Source organism: Cellvibrio sp. QJXJ, from assembly GCF_024452345.1.
Lineage (GTDB): Bacteria > Pseudomonadota > Gammaproteobacteria > Pseudomonadales > Cellvibrionaceae > Cellvibrio.
Map to the genome: position 1 here is coordinate 2,872,739 of NZ_CP101662.1, position 18,329 is coordinate 2,891,067.

Consider the following 18,329-nt stretch of genomic DNA (forward strand, 5'->3'; position numbering starts at 1 on the left):
TGATTACTTGCAGATTACGCCTTACAGTAACGCGCAATATATTCAGCATGGGAAGGTATAACATCGGTAGATTCGCGAATCGCTCGCGCAATATCACCAAGCATTGCATCGAATTTAACCTGTTCAACTGAATCAACCAGCGGATGATAATCCTCCACCTTCATACCCTGCCCTTCCATCACTGCAAACCAGCTATCTTCGGTAAATAACTCATTGTTATCCCGGTAAAGGCGGCCACTCTTGATATAAAGCTCCATTTTTTTCCGCAGGCCATCGGGCACATCCATAGTTCTGCAGTGATTCCAAAAAGCGGAGTCAGTGCGGGACGTTGCCTTGTAATGAAGCAGAATAAAATCGCGAATAAACTCTATATCAGTCCGCATTACATCATTGTATTTATCGATATCCACTTGCGACAAAGCACCGGTAGGAAAAAACGTTAGCAATTTATGAATTGCACTGTGAATCAGATGAATACTGGTGGACTCCAGCGGCTCGATAAAACCGCTAGACAAACCAATGGCGACACAATTTTTATTCCACAGTTTTCGCCTGATACCCGTTTTGAATTTTACTGTTCTTGGCTCTGCAAGCGCAGGTGTGGGCAAATGTTGCAACAGTAAACTGGTTGCTTCATCTTCCGACATAAAACGGCTGGAAAAAACATGCCCATTGCCCGTGCGGTGCTGCAGCGGAATACACCATTGCCAACCAGCAGAATGTGCAGTCGAACGAGTAAAAGAGGGTAACGGATGAATAACTTCCGAAGGGACTGTGACCGCAGTATCCGACAACAGTAAATGGCTCCAATCCTCGTAACCTGTTTTTAATGCCTGCTCAATTAACAAACCGCGAAAGCCACTGCAATCAATAAAAAAATCGGCGCTGTGCGTCTGTCCGTCTTTTAAGATAACTGACGTTATGCAACCGGAATCATCATCAAGGCTTACGTTTGTTATCTCGCCTTGAACACGAATAGCACCTTGCTGCTCAGCGTAATTACGCAGATAAAGCGCATAAAGCCCTGCATCAAAGTGATAGGCGTAACGAATGTCAGCAAGCGGGGAGTTTGGTAAGTTGGGTGCACGCATAAATTTGTTATGGCGCGCCGCCTGGATATTAATTGAATAATCCCCCACATCAGTATCCGGCTTAATTTTTTGCTGTTTAAGCAAAAAATTATAAAAAGCCAGTGAGCCAATGCCTTTGCCATAAACACCAAATGGGTGAATATAGCGGTCGCCAATGTTTCCCCAGTTAACAAACTCAATGCCCAACTTAAATGTCGCTTGGGTTTTTTTCATAAACTGACTTTCATCCAAACCCAGAATTTGGTTAAAGGATGTAATCAATGGAATCGTTGCCTCACCCACACCCACAGTTCCAATATCGTCGGATTCAATTAACACTATGTCGTAGCAACTTGTGCCTAACACTTTTGAAAAGGCTGCAGCCGTCATCCAACCCGCCGTTCCACCGCCCACTATGATTATCTTTTTAATTCTACGCTTGGCATTATCGTTCATAAAAAAATCCTGTAAAACTTAGCGGGATTATGGCGCGTTGCTGGCGAGATATTGCGCCAGATAAGTATTGTGATCTGGCATTGCTTGCGCTGCTTGGTACATCATGTTCTGCATTTTCTGCAGCTGCTCTTTAATCCACACAGAATCATTTTGCTCGATTAAACAGCTGTAATCTTTCGGCCAGCCGAACAAGCCCACCATAAACGACAACCATGCGGATTCAGCCAGTGTTTCACCTTCAAAAAAAGGCACTCGCCCTGCTGACGTAAATAAACTGATACGGTGCTGGAGTCGATCAGAAATAACAGCCTTTTTCTGCACTGACCAAAAATCAGTAAGCGGCATGCCCGGCACCTGAAAATGAAGTGAATGGAAATCCTCCACATGATCATATTCAAGATGCGTAAGGCGATTGTACTCAGCCGACAAATGCGCAAATGAAGGCGACGCAGGAAACAGCGTCGCCAAACGCAAAGCGGCGCTTTGGGTGAGATGCAATTGATCGATGTAGGTTGAGGTCAAATCACCTGCAGAGGCTCCGATAGCCACACAATTTTTATACCAGAAACTTGCTCTTCTTCCCGGTTTTAACTGGATTGCTGCACTATTGTTTTCGAGCGAGTGGCGCGCAATTTCATACTGCGCTGACAACTCAGATAATGCCTGGTCCTCGGTTATAAAAGCAGAGTTATAAATATAAGAAATAGCATTATTATTTTTTAGGGATACGCTGCGACTCAACCCTGAAGATAAAAACTGCAGCTGATTCACAGGCGCGCCGCGAGTACCAGCTTGCATAACATCTATGCGGCGATCAACCGGAAGTGACCGGGTTGACTCAAGCCAAGTGACGGCTAACGCATCCCCCATCACCGCGGCGCGCTTACCGGAACAATCCACTATTAAGTCGCATTCCAGTGTTACTTGCTGACCGAGTGTGTAGCTCTCCCCTGTCGCATTAATTTGCAGCATTACTTTATCAATATTGCCTGTGTTCGTAGAAAACACATATTGCTCAATGGTTGCATCAATAAATTCAACGGATTTTTTTTGTGCATATTGTATTAAGTAACGGGAAAATAATGACGTAGAGAAATTTAATCCATAAGCCAAGGTTGAATATAAGGATTTCGCTTCTGCTGCCGGATGCCGAAAGCGCCCGAGTGAAGCCGCAACTGCACTTAGCGAATATTGATCATAGGGAGTGTTGTCACCCAGAGATTGCAGGTGCGCTGCATAGGAAAAAAAGTTCATGCCCTTTAGCGTAAAACCATGTTCACCATAAGGAAAAAAATATGCAGATTTATGATGACCGGTATAACGCTGGGCCAGCGTAAATGTAGCGGCTGTTGCCGCCACAAGATCAACTTCGTGAATACCCAGAATTTTATTGAATACCTGTATGGACGGCGATAACGCCGCGCAGCGATCCACTTCGCTTTCTTGCGCCGTTTGAATCACGGTAATCTTAACCGCTGTGTTTTCAAGCGCATTGGCGAGCACTGCCGCGGTGACCGCAGCATCGACCCCACTGCCCACAATCACAAGGCTAAACACTCGCGTTTGCTGCATACTCATGAAAACACCTCGTACAGGCTCAAGGCAGCGGGCGGCCACACATTTGACATTGCATTGGTATGTTTTTCTATCGCCAGGGAGTGCGGCGGTATGTCAGCGCAATAATTATTAATTTCTGCGCGCAGGTTCGCCATGTGCGAATCCAGTTCGGTCTTACTTAAACGCTCCACGGCCGGGTGATAGCCCGTGGGAACTATGCCCTGCCCCAGATAAACCGCCACCCAACTAGGCTCAAGAAACATGCCTTTTTTGTATTGCATCACATGCCCCTGCTCTACAAAAAGAGCGATTTTTTCATCCAGACTGGCGGGCTTTTTCATATTGCGCATGTAACGCCAAAACTCGGTATCGTCACGTGTGGTTGCGGTGTAATGCAAAACCAGAAAATCGCGCACACGCTCATACTCCAAACGCATGTCGCGATTAAATTCTTCCGTTAACGTAATGTCATTTTGGGTGCGCGGGAAATACTCAACCAGTTTGGTGATGGCCATTTGAATTAAATAAATACTGGTCGACTCCAGTGGCTCCAGAAATCCACTGGATAGCCCTACTGCAACGCAGTTTTTATACCAGGTCTTTTTTCTACACCCGGTAGTGAAACGAATATGATTAAGATTAGCGAGAGGTTTGCCATCCAAACTCGCCAATAAATTTTCAGCAACCTGCTCTTCCGTCACATAGTGACTGCAATAAACCTGGCCATTGCCATTTCTATTTTGTAACGGAATTCGCCATTGCCAACCGGCAGCTTTGGCCGTTGCTTTGGTGTAGGGCAGCGGTGGAGACATTTTTTCGGAGGGAACGGCAATAGCGCGATCACAGGGCAGCCACTGGCTCCAATCGTCGTAACCCACCTGTAAAGTTTGCTCTATTAGCAAGCCGCGAAAGCCGGAACAGTCGACAAACAAATCCCCACCAATGGTGGAACCATCATCCAATATGACTGAGGTGATGCAACCCGAGTCAGTGCATTGATTTACCTGTTGAATTTTTCCTTCGCGCCGGGTGATGCCTTTTTGCTCAGCATAGGTACGTAAAAATTGTGCGTAACGCGATGCATCAATATGAAATGCATAACTGTATTTGGAGGCCAGTGATTCCGGGTTAGCAGAGGGGTAAGAAAATTTGGACTGTAAGGCCGCTTGCACAGCCAGAGAATAATCGCCGATTGGCCGACTATCGCCAGCGAGTTTTGCCTTTAACCAATAGTGATGGAAACTGACATCGTTAATTGTTCGGCCGTAAATACCAAACGGGTGAATATAGGCATCACCCAGCTTTCCCCAATCAATAAATTCGATGCCTAATTTGTAGGTCGCATTGGTTTGACGAATAAACTCATTTTCATCAATTCCCAAGGTCTGATTAAAATAGCGGATGTGCGGAACCGTAGCCTCGCCCACACCCACAGTGCCGATTTGATCGGACTCGATAAGCGTTATGTGATAATGCTGTGCACTTAAAAAGTGACTCAACGCAGCGGCGGTCATCCAACCTGCAGTACCACCACCCACAATAACAATGGACTGTACCGTTTTTTGAAACCCTTTTTTTTGCAACCCTTGTTGTTGCATCGCATCTTGCTGAGTTTTGTTTTGCTGCATTTTTTTCTCGATATAACGTAGCTGCGATAACTAACTATATCACCGAAAAAAATACGCGCCGCTGTAGCGACGCGTATTTTTCACCAAACCTACGCCGATTAGAATTGCGCGCGCAGACTTAACGCATAACGTCTGTCAGTGACAAAGTTCAAACCATCGGTTTTATCACCTTCCTGATTCAACTGATTCATGGTTCTGGTTTCGGTATTTAACAGGTTAGAAACTTCCAGACCCACTTTGATATTTTCATTGAGGGTGTAGAAAACCGAACCGTCCAAATAACCGGTGTCTTTAGCATATACCGGAGCAAACCAGTCACTGTCGCGACGGGTAATCAAATATTCCGAACGCCAGTTGTAGGCCAGACGCGCCGAAATACTTTCATACTCGTACATACCGGTGATATTGAAGGTATTTTCTGAATAGGAAGGCAGTGGCAAATCCGTAAACGAACGGAAAGTATTGCGACCATCCTGAGGCAATGGCAGGCCATCAACACCTAAACGAATATCTTCAATAACATCGATACCTTCCGAGTCATTAATATCTTGCTGATCGATATAGGTGTAGTTAAGTTGCAAGCCCAAACCGGACCACAAGCCTGGCAGGGAATCGTAGAATTGTGTGTAGGACAATTCGATACCCTGGATATCACCCGAGCCCTCATTTACCGGGCCACTGAAGCTGCCAGGCAAGGTCACACCATTATTAGTAACCGGTGCAGCAAAGGCGCGCTCACGAATAATATTGTCGAGTTTCTTGTGGAATAAACTGGCAGTTAAGGAATCCGTTTTATTGAAGTACCACTCTAAAGTGACATCAATATTGGTTGACTCCTCCGGCTCAAGGAAGGGGTTCTTCGCCTGACCCGTTAACTGAACATCGGTAACACCAATCACTTGTGTAGGATCATTTGGATCAGTGATATCCGTTTTACTAATCTGCATCACTTTGATATTGCGCGTATCGGTAAGCGATGGGTAATAAAGCCCTTTGGAAACGGCAAAACGCGCAATCAAATCATCTTGCAAACTGGCGGTCAGGTTAAATGTTGGCAGAACCGTGGAGTAATCCGTGCCCTCTACGGTGACACCTTCGCTCGAACCACCGGTTGCAAAATCCTGCACATTTTGTGGATAGAGCGCGGCGTTATTTGACAGTGTTGGATAATTTTCAAAACCGGTAGAGGTCAATTGGTAATTCACTTGACGCAAACCCAAATTACCTTTTAACGGAATTGCCAAATCATCAAACGCATAATCAACGCGCACATAAGCTTCCTGACGCTCTTCATTCACAGCGCCAACATGATTAGGCGCAAACGGTGTGCCGGGAATACGGTCCGTTCTCAACCATTGTGAGCCAGTGCCGTAGGGCATCCAGCCATTTTCGTAACCGCGCAGTGTTGTTTCAACCAGATTTTCCACGCTGGACATTTTGGCAAACCAGAATTCATTGGTATCACCATTAATGCCTGCGCCGCGGTAGAAATTATCAAAGGTCACTTTTTCAAATTCGGTTGGGCTCTGGGATAAATCGGCACTGGTTCCGGAGAAGCCTGGGCCACCGGCACACCAACCACAACCACCCACTACACCCCAGTTGGAATATTCGGTGTCACGCACCACAAGATCTTTATCCGCATAATAAACACCCGCTTTAACACCGGTGATCCAGTTGTCATCTATCTCATAGGTAACGTCTGCCGAATAGGCATCCATTTTTGCATCGTTATCAACGTTTTGCTCTAACAGCGAACGGATAAAATTGGTATTGGTCGCAGCGGCACCGTTGGTGTTTGGATTTCTTACCGACGGACTGAGGTATTCAATACTTGGATTTGAACCGCGCAGATCCACATAGAATCTTGAACCGGTTGATTGCGACATAAAACTATTGTTCATAACCGTATTGGAAGAATCAACACGCTGAACATCCAGATCGATGGTCAGGTTATCCATCGGGCGCAGCTTCAGATTAAAACTCGCATCTTCCACTGAGTTATCGGTGTCATTGAAGCGAGTGTTGTACCACAACAAACCTGAATCCAATGCACCAGCTTTGAAGAAACCATCTTCAATCACTGTCGGAAAATCTGCATCATCAGGATTGGTTGAAAGATTAATCGCCGTGTTACCACCGATCACAAAACCCTGCTCATAGGGTGAATAAACCACATATTCGCGCGTAATTAATTCGGCTTCAGCTTTAATGTATTCCACTGTGGCAACAATAGTTTCATCGGCATTTTGCCACTGCAGCGAGCTGCCGAAACCTTCGCGGGTACGATCATTATTGGCAGTGCGAATGGAGATAACCCCAGGCATGTATACCTGCTGGTCTTCATAGCCATTCAACGGAGCCCCATCAGCATCGGCACCAGGGCCACGCGAATAATAGTTACCTACACCTATACCATCGCCGCGTGTTTCAAGTTCAGATTGAATAGCGCTGACCAAGAAACCAAATTCACCAGCACCGGTTTCCCAGCGATCACTAAATAATGCGGAAGCAACCGGTGTTACTGTCTCGCGCATATCACCATAAGAGGCTTTTGCACTTGCGGCTAATACGCGCCCTTCGGAATCAAATGGCTTACGCGTAACCAAATTTACTGTACCGGCAATACCACCCGAAATACGGTCAGCGGTTTGGTTTTTTACAACCTCTACCGCGCCCAACAATTCCGGTGGAATATCCTCAAAATTTAAAGTACCCCAGGGATTTGCACTGAATGCATCGCGGCCATTTATTTCACTGCGCACGCGATCCAAACCACGCACCAATACCCCGGTACCTTCATCGGCAAAGTGATTTGGATCTTCCGACGAGGCAAAGCGCTCGATAGTAACGCCCGGAACACGCTGCAAGGCTTCCGTTACTGATTTATCAGGCAATGCGCCAATATCTGTAGCGGTAATAGCATCAATTACCGTATCGGAATTTCTTTTTAAATCCTGCGCATTCTGAATACTATTTCTCATGCCCGTAACCACAACCTCTTCCACGTCAGCCGTGGCAGCGTTATTGGTTTGCGCAAACGACGGCACACTAAGTGCCATAATCGATGCTGCAAGCAGTGAGTGTTTGAAGTGAGTGCCTGACATTGCTGCCACACCTTTTTTGCTGTTAAACATAAGTAACCCCTTTAGTTTTTTTCTCTCGCAAAAATACCGACACTTATAAAGGACTAACACTTTATAAACCCGATGACTTTCCCCATTTGCACTCGCGGCCCTGTCAATGTTTGTGCGAGATTTATCGACAAACAAAAAAGCAGCCTTATTTTTTCGTTAAAGCGCAAATTCCGACGCTAACATTCTGTTTTTTTAAGTGCCACAGCAAAACCAAAGTCGTACTGTCACTACTAAAAGTCGAACGTCAGCAAATTCTAAAAGAGTTACTTAAGCGCAGCGTTATTGAGTGCCTGCAAGCTGTTAGCGGCAGTGCTGTTGCCGATAAATGCTAGGCGTTACGCCCACCGCTTTTTTAAATGCCTGGTTAAAAACAGATTTACTGTTAAAACCACAACTTTTCATAATTTCGCAAATCGGTTTATCCTGCAGTGTCGGGTCAGCTAGACGTTTTTTGGCTTCCAACACACGATAATTACTGATCAGTTCAAAAAAATTCATCTGCAATTCATTATTAATGGTTCCGGACAACAGTTTGGGCGATACATTTAATTTAATCGCCAAACGCTCTACGGTGATGTGCGGTTCCAAATACGGTTTTTGCAATAGCATAAATTCCGTTAACTTTTCTGCCAGCTGCGGCTGAACTTCCACAAGCACCTCACTGGCAAGACTCTGTGCATCCTGCACTTGCCCCAATTGTTCAGACTGCTGTTGCGCAGGGTTGTCATGGATAAAAAATGGTCGCGCATTAGCTCTGAATGGTGAAAAAAAATCGGCGCGAACTCGATCATCATGATTGATTGCCATTTTTTTATGCCGCCCCAGCAGGCGCGGCCCAAACAGAAAAAAAACACAGCCGACCATAAATAAAATATTGTTCACCACCAGCAGCAAAGCGGCATCTATTGCTATATCCCAATGCAATAGCGACGCAAGCATGCGCACAAGGCCAACCAAAAAAAACAATACCAGGCAGAACAGATACACGTGGCGCAATGCGCTTTGCTGTGGGCGCGCTATTAACAAACACACCAATATCAATACCAGTGCACTGCTCATTAGCAGCGACAGATCTTTTATTGCCAGGAGTGCTACTTCAACCATATCAGTCTACCCATAGGCACATTGAGTCGTGACGCATTGGAGTTATGACGATGGGTATTGTCATATCTATCGCCCACTCGGGCGCACTCCGTTAATTATTCTTTGTCTCCTGCGCGATATTCACTGCCTCCGGCATGGTGAACTTAACCGCGAAAGGACAACGTTGTCAAACAAATTTACAATTATTCCCTCTGAATTATCTTGCGCTAGGGAATTAACAGGGAATCAAGAATTTTTTCAGCGGAAAAAACCAATGCGATTATCATTTCCTGTTCTATCTGCGATGCGGCTAACAACTGTTTTTGCAATTTTTGTTGCTCGCCCGCTGCCAATGTTTTACTGGTTAAACGCTGCTCCAACAGTGCAGCAGTAAGATCCACCAACCCATAGGTTTTTTCCGCAAACAGCATCAGTTCCGGATGCTGTTTTAATAGCGGCATAAGTCGCGCGCGATTCACTGACCAACGCTGTAATTGCGCTTGTAGCAACGCATAATCCTCACCCGCTACCGGGTTCATCAACCAGCGTGTCAGGCGCATATTAAATTGCCGCAGAGATTCGTTTTCAACCGGTAATGCATCCACCAGACGATTCAGTGGATCTGCCTTGGAATAGCTTTCATTGGCCGATTTTTCATGTTGCCGGTGGTAGTAATAAGCCGGCTGCAACAGTTCAATAAATGTCAGCGCGGGTGTAATTGCCTCGGTTCCAAACAATCGCTGCAGTGCTTGTTCGGTTTGCTTTCGATGCAACAAGCCTGTGGATTTTTCTGCCCAGTGGGCGACACTATTCATACGCACATACATTGCATTTTCATATTGCAATTCCTGCGCCGACCAGAGGCGTTCGGCCACAACAAATGCGCGCGGCCAGAGCCGCAGGTCGATTGACTGCTCATCCACAATTTCTGCCCACAATGCCGCTTCGCCACCCAGAATTAATTTATGCTCCTGTGCACCGAGCGGAGTCATTTTTTGCAATGCGGTTATCAATTGTGGTGCAATTTTTTTACCGCTCACCGGGTAAGGTGCGTTGCCTACTATTGCCCTGCCCTGCAATTCATCGCCATTAAATCGCACGCGAAACTCTACTGGCCCCATCCAGGTATCCAGCGAAAACACGGCGGCACTTTTTGTCAATTTCTGAATCTTCACTGTACGACGCGACTTACCGGAAAAATCGATAAAACCCTCGCGCTCATTAAGCAGTGTGAAACTACCAGTAACCGGATTGCCGCGTTTGCGTGGCAAGGAAAATGACCAGCTGGCAATTTCTTCGCGCTCACTGTTGTTTTCGATCAGCGCAAGATTTTTATTGGTATAAGGCAGCGGAGGCAAAGGATCATTGCGATAGTGATAAGCCGCGGATTGCGGCTGATCCAGATAATAACCGGTGGATAAAATCGCCTGAAAACCTGCCGCCACGGATTCGCTTACCGCATCCGGTCCGCGCCAGGATTGAATCACTATGTCCTTGGGTAAATTTTTGTGTTGTATTTCATCCCAGCCAATCATTTTGCGCTGGTGTTTGTGCAAAATGGTTTGTACCCGCTGATTAAAATAGGCCTGCAGCGCATAGCTATTTTTTAAATTGTTGGCCTGCATAAAGGCTTGAATGTCGGCGTTGTTATTCCAATGTTCCGGATCTACCTCATCGCCGCCAATATGCAGGTATTCAAATGGAAATATGGCTTTGGCTTCTGCCACAAGTGCGGCGACAAATTCATACACCTTTTCATTGGCCGGATTGAGCGTGGGTTTATGCACCCCCCAACGATATTCCATCGTATAGGGGCCGGGTGCGGACATTAATTCCGGGTAGGCAACGGCAATAGCGCTGGCGTGCCCCGGCACATCAATTTCCGGCAATACCTGAATACCGCGCGCTTGTGCATAGGCGACGACCTCACGCATTTGTTTACGCGTATAAAACTGACCGTCCGACGCGAGCTGGTGTAATTTTGGATAGCGTTTGGATTCAAAGCGCCAGCCTTGGTCATCGGTTAAATGCCAGTGAAAAATATTGTATTTGGCCGCAGCCATCGCATCGATTTGTCGTTTGATCGTCTCTATCGAGAAAAAATGACGTGAAGTATCGAGCAACAACCCGCGCCATTTAAAACGTGGAAAATCGTTAATGCTGACCTGTGGAATTTGAATCGTTTTTTCGCTTACACCCATTAACTGCAACAGGGTTTCCAAACCGCGCAGCACACCCAGATTTTGATTGGCACTGAGGTAGATTTTTTTATTATCGACCACCAACTGGTAGGACTCGTCCCATTCACTCATGCGTGAGGACATAGTGCGCGCGTCTTTAATCGTGATAACCAATGTTGCTTTGGCAGCAATGCTTTTTTTCCAGCGCAGCTTAATGCCGGTTTGTTGATAGCTACGCTGTGCAAAACGCTTCAGTGCGTTGTTTAATTCAGCTGTAGATTTTCCGTCGATGGCGATCAACCAGTCACTGCCAAGCTGCAACTGCGGTTCACCTGCCGCTGGTATCAATTGTTGCGGATAAGGCATAAGCGGCAGCGACGGCGCATTGGCTACCGCCGCTAACGATGCCATCGTCGATAGCATAAAACCAACAACAAATAACAGCACACGGAACATAAATTATTAACTCTTATTATGTAGAGGACTTTTTATAGGCAACGCAATCTACTTCTACTTTGCAATCCACCACCATGCTGGACACCACGCAGGCGCGCGCCGGTGGGTTTGCGCCAAAATATTCCATAAACACGCGATTGAAGGACATAAAGTCGCGCGGGTCATCCAGCCACACACCACAGCGCACAACATCTTCAGGGCCATAACCGGCTTCAGCTAAAATCGCGAGCACATTGTTAATGGCTTGATGGGATTGCGCCACAATGCCACCCTCGATGATTTCGCCGTTGACCATGGGCACTTGTCCGGAAACGTAGAGCCAGCCATCGGCTTGCACTGCACGTGCAAACGGCAAATGCTGCCCACCAGTTCCTTTACCACCTTCAACACCGTAACGTTTTATTGCTGACATTTTTCACCTTTTGTAATCTGAACTTTCAAGGCTGCTTCGATATTTCTTTCAGGACTGTCGGAGACATGGATGTCGACGACAAGCCTACATGGATGTATTCACGGCGTGTCCTGAAAGGAATATCGGAGCACCCCGGAATCACGCATCAATAAAACCCAATCCGTAAATCCCGCTGCTTTTCCAAGAACTTTCCTGCGCGTTTTCCAGTAATTTTTTTATTGCTGTAGGTCAACACTCCATTGACCCACACTGCTTCTATGCCTTCGGCTAATTGTTGTGGCTGCTCGAAAGTGGCGGCGTCTTTTACGGTGGTGGGATTGAAAATAACCAGATCGGCGGCGGCGCCAATTTCAATGCGACCGCGATCATCCAAACCAAAACGATCTGCCGACATACGTGTCATTTTGCGTACAGCTTCAGCCAACTCGAATAATTGTAAATCGCGACTGTAATGCCCGAGCACGCGGGGAAATGCGCCCCATAAACGGGGGTGCGGCAATGGGTCTACCGGCAAACCATCGGAGCCGATCATGGTGAGTGGATGGGCGAGAATTTTTTGTACATCCTGCTCACTCATGCCGTAATAAACTGCACCAGCGGGCTGTAATTTTTTCGCCGCGCTCACTAAATCCAGTTGCCATTGCTGTGCGATATCCGCTAATTTTTTTCCGCCCTGTTCGGGGTGCGGTTTGCTCCAGGTGATGACTATGTCAAAGTCGCTGGTGACTTGTTGTAAATCCAAAGTGGATGAACTGGCACTGTAGGGATAACAGTCACAACCAATGGGGTGTGTGGTAGCCGCCTGTGTAATTTTTTGTAGCACCTCACCGCTGCGCCCCCAATTACCGGCACCCGCACATTTCAAATGGGACACAATAACCGGTGCCTGCGCGTGCTCGCCAATGTCAAAGGCTTCCTCGAGCGCGGCGATTATTTCGTCAAACTCGGTGCGCAAATGTGTGGTGTAAATAGCGCCCGCCGCGTTTAATTCCTGCGCCAGTTGTTTTACTTCCTCAGTGCTGCTGGAAAACGCCGAAGCGTAAGCCAAACCAGAAGACAAACCCAGAGCGCCTTCCTGTAGCGCTTCACGCAATTGTTCACGCATCGCGGTGATTTCTTCGTTTGTCGCGCTGCGATCCAAACGATCCATATGATTATTGCGCAGTGCGGTGTGACCGATTAACGCTGCCACATTGACGGCAGGCACAATTTTATTAACCGCTTGTTTATAGGTTGCGAGATCAGGAAAACAAAAATCTTCTTTGCTGCCGAGCAAATTCATTGGGTCGGGCAAATTATTTTTTAAGGTGACCGGGCTGGCACTAATGCCGCAGTTGCCCACTATCACGGTGGTAATGCCCTGGGAAATTTTGGGCAACATATTGGGCGTGCGAATCACTTGAATATCGTCGTGGGTGTGCACATCGATAAAACCCGGTGCCAATACCCAACCCTGAGCATCAAAACGCTGATGAGATTCGGCATTGGCAAGGTCACCGAGCGCGGCGATTTTTCCATTGTGAATTGCCAAATCACCGCGCACCGCGCTAGCGCCTGAGCCATCCAGAATAAGCGCGTTGTAAATGACACAATCGAATTTCACCGCCTGCATTATTCGCTTCCCTTGGTTTAGTCGCCCAGCGGCAAACGGTTGTCGCCGCCGCGATATTCATCCAGCGCAAACTTCACCCGGCGCAATAATTCCTTGCTCTCGGTTTTGCGCACCAAGGCCAACTCAGTCGCCAACAAATCTATCGCGAGTAACATGCCGTAGCGCGAAGCTGAAGGTTTGTAAATAAAATCCGTCTCTTCGGTGACGATTGGAATAAATAAACTGGCTTTTTGCGCGAGTGGAGAATCGGGCGCGGAGAGCACAATAATTTGCGCACCGTACTCGCGCGCGATATCGGCCACTTCCAATAATTCGGGCGTGACCCCAGTAATCGAGAGCAATACCAGTACGTCTTTTTCAGTGAGCGTCGCCGCAAACATACGCAGCAAGACAGGATCGTGATAAGCCGTTACCGCAATGCCTAAGCGCGCGATGCGGAATTGCACCTCGTCCGCCAGCATGGTGGAGGCGCCGCCCATGCCGCCGATATAAATCAGCCGCGCGTTATTTAATAATGCTGCCGCACTGCGGAAATCGGCCTCGACAAAACGCGCGAGATTAGCGCGTAAGGTGGATTCTACTTCGCTGCAAATTTGCGAATAAAAAGCGCTCTCTTCCAAGGCTGGCACTTCGGATAAAAAGCGTGTTCCCACCGCACTCGCCTGCGCCAGTTTTAATTTCAAATCGCGAATATCATCGCAGCCGACCGATTTGGCAAAGCGCGAAATGGTGGCGATGCTGACATTCGTTTTTAGCGCTAACTGATCAATACTTGCCGAAGCGGCAAAGGCAATATCTTCCAGAATAATATCCGCCACTTTTTGCTCAGTCGCCGAGAGCCGGTCGCGATTGGAGCGAATGTGATAAACAATATCGAACAGTGCAGTCATTTCGGTGCTCTTAAATTATCGAGGCCAATAGCAGCGCAAAACCCAGCGCCACAAAGGAAATAATGGTTTCCAATGCCGTCCAGGTTTTTAAGGTCTGGGTGACAGTCATATTGAAATATTCTTTGATTAACCAAAAACCGCCGTCATTCACGTGGGACAAAATTAATGAACCCGCGCCGGTGGCAATGACTAATAACTCAGGGTGAGGGTAACCGGCAGCGAGTGCAATTGGCGCAACAATGCCTGCCGCAGTACTCATGGCAACGGTGGCGGAACCAGTGGCGATGCGCATCAGCGCGGCCACAAACCAGCCCATTAGTAATGGCGTTAAGGCCATGTCGGAAGAGAAATTGACAATTTCTTTGGCAATGCCCGCTTCCACCAAAATGCGATTTAACCCACCACCAGCGCCGACCAATAAGGTGATACCAGCGGTGGGTGCCAAACAATCGTGACTGAATTTTAAAATCGAATCGCGATTAAAACCGCGCGCAATTCCGAGGGTGTAAAAACTCACGAGCGTTGCAATCAAGAGCGCAACAACGGAATTGCCGATAAATAATAAAAAGTCATTCAGACCTGTGCCGCGCTCAGCAATTAAATCGGCCCAGCCGCCAAGTAGCATTAACACTACGGGCAATAAAATAGTCGCGAGTGTGATGCCAAAACCGGGCAACTGGCGTTCGCTATCGGCGTGAATAAATTGCTCTTCCAGCGGGTTGTGCGCAGGCAACTGGATTTTAGGCGAAATCCATTTGGCAAAAATTGGCCCCGCTATTATCGCAGTGGGAATGCCAACAATAAGCGCATAAAAAATGGTGCGGCCAACGTTGGCTTGATATTCGCCCACCGCAATCATCGCGGCCGGATGCGGTGGCACCAAACCATGCACTACCGACAAACCCGCGACCATGGGCAAACCCACTAATAACATGGAAGTGCCGGTGCGGCGCGCCACGTTAAAGGCGATGGGAATTAACAATACAAAACCGACTTCGAAAAAAATCGGGAAGCCCACGAGGAAAGCGATAAACACCATCGCCCAGTGCACATTTTTTTCACCGAACCAGCGAATCATGGTGCGCGCGATTTGTTCCGCGCCGCCCGATTCCGCCATCATTTTTCCGAGCATGGTGCCCAGTGCCACAACGAGTGCGATGTGCCCCAGCGTTTTACCCACACCGGCTTCATACACAAACACCACATCTTTTGCGGGAATACCGGCCATTAAACCCAGACCGAGCGACACCAGCGTCAGCGTAATAAACGGATTCAAACGATAGCGGGCGATTAATAAAATCAGCGCGATAATGCTGAGCGCCGCGTACACCAAGAGCCACTGGCCTGAGGTTAATGCATTAGAAAAAAAATCCATCGCTGCGCGCCTTAAAAAAACGTTTCCACGGCATCGATCACCGTGTAGTTATCGTCAACCACCAATAGCTGGCGCCACTTATCAAAGGTCAGGCAGGGGTGGGAAATATCCAGCGCGAGCATATCGCCCACCTGCAAATCAGCACCGGCAGACACCTGCATAAAGGCGTGTTGATCCATCATTTTGGTCAGCTGCCAGTCCGCTGGAGCAGGCGCGGGTTTTTCATCACCGGGGCGACCTTTGTTGTGAGGACGAAAGTGCAAAGCGGGAATGGGCAGACCGGCATCAAACGCCGCATCGCGTTTACCCAGCCCGAGAATCACCAGACCGGGTTCGGGAATGGATTGCACATAAGCCCAGAGTTGTAGCGCGGGCAGCAAGCTGCTGTGCATAGCCCGGGCGATGGGGTTGCAAGCTTGGATACGAGCTTCGGAGGCTTTGTAAATGCCGACATCATGGGTGAGGTAACAACCGGGGCGCAGGATGATATCCAGCACGCGGGCATTGCCCAACGAGGCACCGGCCCATTCCTCCGCCACCAGGTCAAACCAGGCGGAGCCAGCGCCAGTCAGTATTGCCGCCCCTGCCGCTAACTGGCCATGGGCTTCCAATGCCATGAGTTCACGGAGCGCAAGGCGCAGGAAATCACGGATCTCCGCCTCGGTTTTAAGCACCCCTTCATAGACTTCTATACCGCGCAGGGCGAGAGAAGTCGGGAAACGGTTGATAGCCTCCAGTACGGCGGCGCGGCTTTCAGCGTCGCGCACACCAGTGCGGCCGCCATCCACCCCCAACTCTAATAACAGGGGTAAACACTGGCCTGATTCACGGAAAAACTGCCCCAACTGCTCAACATTGGCAGCTGAGTCCACAATGACATAACACTCAAAATCCGGGTCTTGCAGCAGGCGGCTGATAATCGCCATGTTGGCGCGGCCCACCAATTGATTCGCCAGAATGACCCGGCGTACACCGAAGTGGTAAGCCGCCTGAACTTGGGGCGCGGTGGCGAGGGTGATACCCCAGGCGCCATTATCCAACTGGCGCTGGAACAGCGCGGGGCTCATGGTGGTTTTGCCGTGGGGCGCGAGTTTCAACCCGTAGCTGGCGATAAAGTCTTTCATCCACTGCAGATTGTGTTGCAAGCGGCTTTCACTCAGCACCGCGACTGGCAGGCTTACATCCTCGCGCAGCAGGTTCCAACCCTGCGCGGCAATCTCGCCCACCAAAGGCTGTGTCAGCGAATCCCCAGCCGCAATACCTAAACCCTTGCCCACAGGGCTAAGCGGTCTGATTTTCAGGTTTGACTGTAAATTATTTTCTTTAGTCATATTATTTTTTTGCCAATAGCAGAAAAATCGAGCGTTTTTACAAGGCTACCAGCAAAAATGCGCCATGTTAAGAAAATTATTTACAAAAAGACGTTTTTGCCTGAAAACTTCTTTCAGGGTTTTGTCCGCCAGCCCTCCTTGTTTAGCCCCCTCCCTCCCCTCGTTTACTTCCCGCATCAAATATTTTTTCCAGGTTCGGGAATAAAAATAACTCCCCCCGCGTTAACAGGTTGCAAGTCGACGAAAACGGGCTGCAGCGCAACCCGCTTTCAAACCCTGAAACGAATGAGGACATCACCATGAACAAACACACTTTATTGATTGCTGCTTGCACCCTGGCCTCCAGCGTTTGCTGGGCACAAGACGCGTCATTGGCCGTAGATACAAGCGCCAACACCCAGACTGCAGCGGATGCTCGCCTCTCTGCCCAGGAAGGCACATTGAGTGCCGCTTTTGGGTTGCAACAAAATGCCAGCGCAGCGACCAGCACTAATGCCAACAGCGACGCAACTGACAGCGGCGCAGAAGCAGAGCAAAACAACACCGACCAAGCCAATGCCGGAACAGAAACCGCCGGCGCAATTTCTGCAGCAGCGACCGGCAATGCAGCAGTGGATGCACAGGCAGTGCTCACCCCCATCAGCCAACAGGCAAACCAATTGTTGGAGCGCGGGGCGGCGGCACAGGAAAACCTCTCGGCCAATCTCTCCGCCACTGTGAATGCCACCAGCACCGCCGCCAACGGCGCGATTAGCCAACAGTTGAACTCAACCCAGCCGTTGGTTGCCGATAGCAACCTGCAAGGTTCGGCAGAACAGCTGGTTAGCGGTTCGGTAGATAGCACGTTAGATAGCCTGGTAAATGGCTCGGTCACTGGCTCAGTGAACGGCTTGGTAGATGGGGCGATAAGTGGTTCTGTAGAACAATTGGTAACTGGCTCGGTTCAACAGTCCGTCAGCGGCTCAGTCGAGCAAGCCATTGGCAGTTCGGTAAACACAGCGGTAGAAGGCGCCATCAACAACAGCATCGCTGCGAGCATTCAGGACACTGTGGATAGCACCGTGAATAACAATATCAGCGCGGCCTTAACTGACAGCTTGAACCTCGGTTTGTAATAAGAGATCGGCGCTCCGGCGCCGATT

12 protein-coding genes are annotated in these 18,329 nt (G+C 48.5%); 1 reads left to right on the forward strand and 11 read right to left on the reverse strand.

What is annotated here, in order from left to right; genetic code table 11:
• Nucleotides 1-14: 14 nt before the first annotated feature.
• The 11 genes from NNX04_RS12590 to NNX04_RS12640 all read right to left on the reverse strand — a co-directional run bounded on the left by NNX04_RS12590 (nt 15) and on the right by NNX04_RS12640 (nt 17,187).
• The gene (locus tag NNX04_RS12590) at nt 15-1,526 is read right to left on the reverse strand and encodes a tryptophan halogenase family protein (RefSeq protein WP_261945984.1); all 1,512 of its coding nucleotides are present in this window, start codon (nt 1,524-1,526) and stop codon (nt 15-17) included.
• 27 nt (nt 1,527-1,553) lie between these two features.
• Nucleotides 1,554-3,104, reverse strand: a complete 1,551-nt coding sequence (locus NNX04_RS12595; RefSeq protein ID WP_261945985.1) for a tryptophan 7-halogenase — start codon at nt 3,102-3,104, stop codon at nt 1,554-1,556.
• Complete coding sequence (locus NNX04_RS12600) at nt 3,101-4,711, reverse strand: tryptophan halogenase family protein (RefSeq protein ID WP_261945986.1); 1,611 nt, start codon at nt 4,709-4,711, stop codon at nt 3,101-3,103. Before NNX04_RS12600 ends, NNX04_RS12595 begins: the two co-directional genes overlap by 4 nt.
• A gap of 98 nt (nt 4,712-4,809) precedes the next feature.
• Nucleotides 4,810-7,848: a TonB-dependent receptor gene (locus NNX04_RS12605; RefSeq protein WP_261945987.1), complete on the reverse strand. Its 3,039-nt coding sequence runs from the start codon at nt 7,846-7,848 to the stop codon at nt 4,810-4,812.
• A 300-nt stretch (nt 7,849-8,148) separates the two neighbouring features.
• Entirely contained in the window at nt 8,149-8,952 is an 804-nt protein-coding gene (locus NNX04_RS12610) for a helix-turn-helix domain-containing protein (protein WP_007639755.1), read from the reverse strand.
• A 206-nt stretch (nt 8,953-9,158) separates the two neighbouring features.
• Nucleotides 9,159-11,567, reverse strand: a complete 2,409-nt coding sequence (locus NNX04_RS12615; RefSeq protein WP_261945988.1) for a beta-N-acetylhexosaminidase — start codon at nt 11,565-11,567, stop codon at nt 9,159-9,161.
• 16 nt (nt 11,568-11,583) lie between these two features.
• Complete coding sequence (locus NNX04_RS12620; RefSeq protein WP_007639751.1) at nt 11,584-11,979, reverse strand: RidA family protein; 396 nt, start codon at nt 11,977-11,979, stop codon at nt 11,584-11,586.
• A gap of 145 nt (nt 11,980-12,124) precedes the next feature.
• A complete protein-coding gene (locus NNX04_RS12625; protein ID WP_261945989.1) occupies nt 12,125-13,591 on the reverse strand; it encodes an N-acyl-D-amino-acid deacylase family protein in 1,467 nt (488 codons plus the stop codon).
• Between the two features lie 17 nt (nt 13,592-13,608).
• Complete coding sequence (locus NNX04_RS12630; RefSeq protein ID WP_261945990.1) at nt 13,609-14,481, reverse strand: MurR/RpiR family transcriptional regulator; 873 nt, start codon at nt 14,479-14,481, stop codon at nt 13,609-13,611.
• 10 nt (nt 14,482-14,491) lie between these two features.
• Nucleotides 14,492-15,856 carry a GntP family permease gene (locus tag NNX04_RS12635; RefSeq protein WP_261945991.1) on the reverse strand — a complete coding sequence of 455 codons (1,365 nt, stop codon included), beginning with the start codon at nt 15,854-15,856 and terminating at the stop codon, nt 14,492-14,494.
• An 11-nt stretch (nt 15,857-15,867) separates the two neighbouring features.
• Complete coding sequence (locus NNX04_RS12640; protein ID WP_261945992.1) at nt 15,868-17,187, reverse strand: amino acid deaminase; 1,320 nt, start codon at nt 17,185-17,187, stop codon at nt 15,868-15,870.
• Between the two features lie 299 nt (nt 17,188-17,486).
• On the opposite strand from NNX04_RS12640, the gene NNX04_RS12645 reads away from it, so the two are divergent.
• A complete protein-coding gene (locus tag NNX04_RS12645; protein ID WP_261945993.1) occupies nt 17,487-18,302 on the forward strand; it encodes a hypothetical protein in 816 nt (271 codons plus the stop codon).
• Nucleotides 18,303-18,329: the final 27 nt, after the last annotated feature.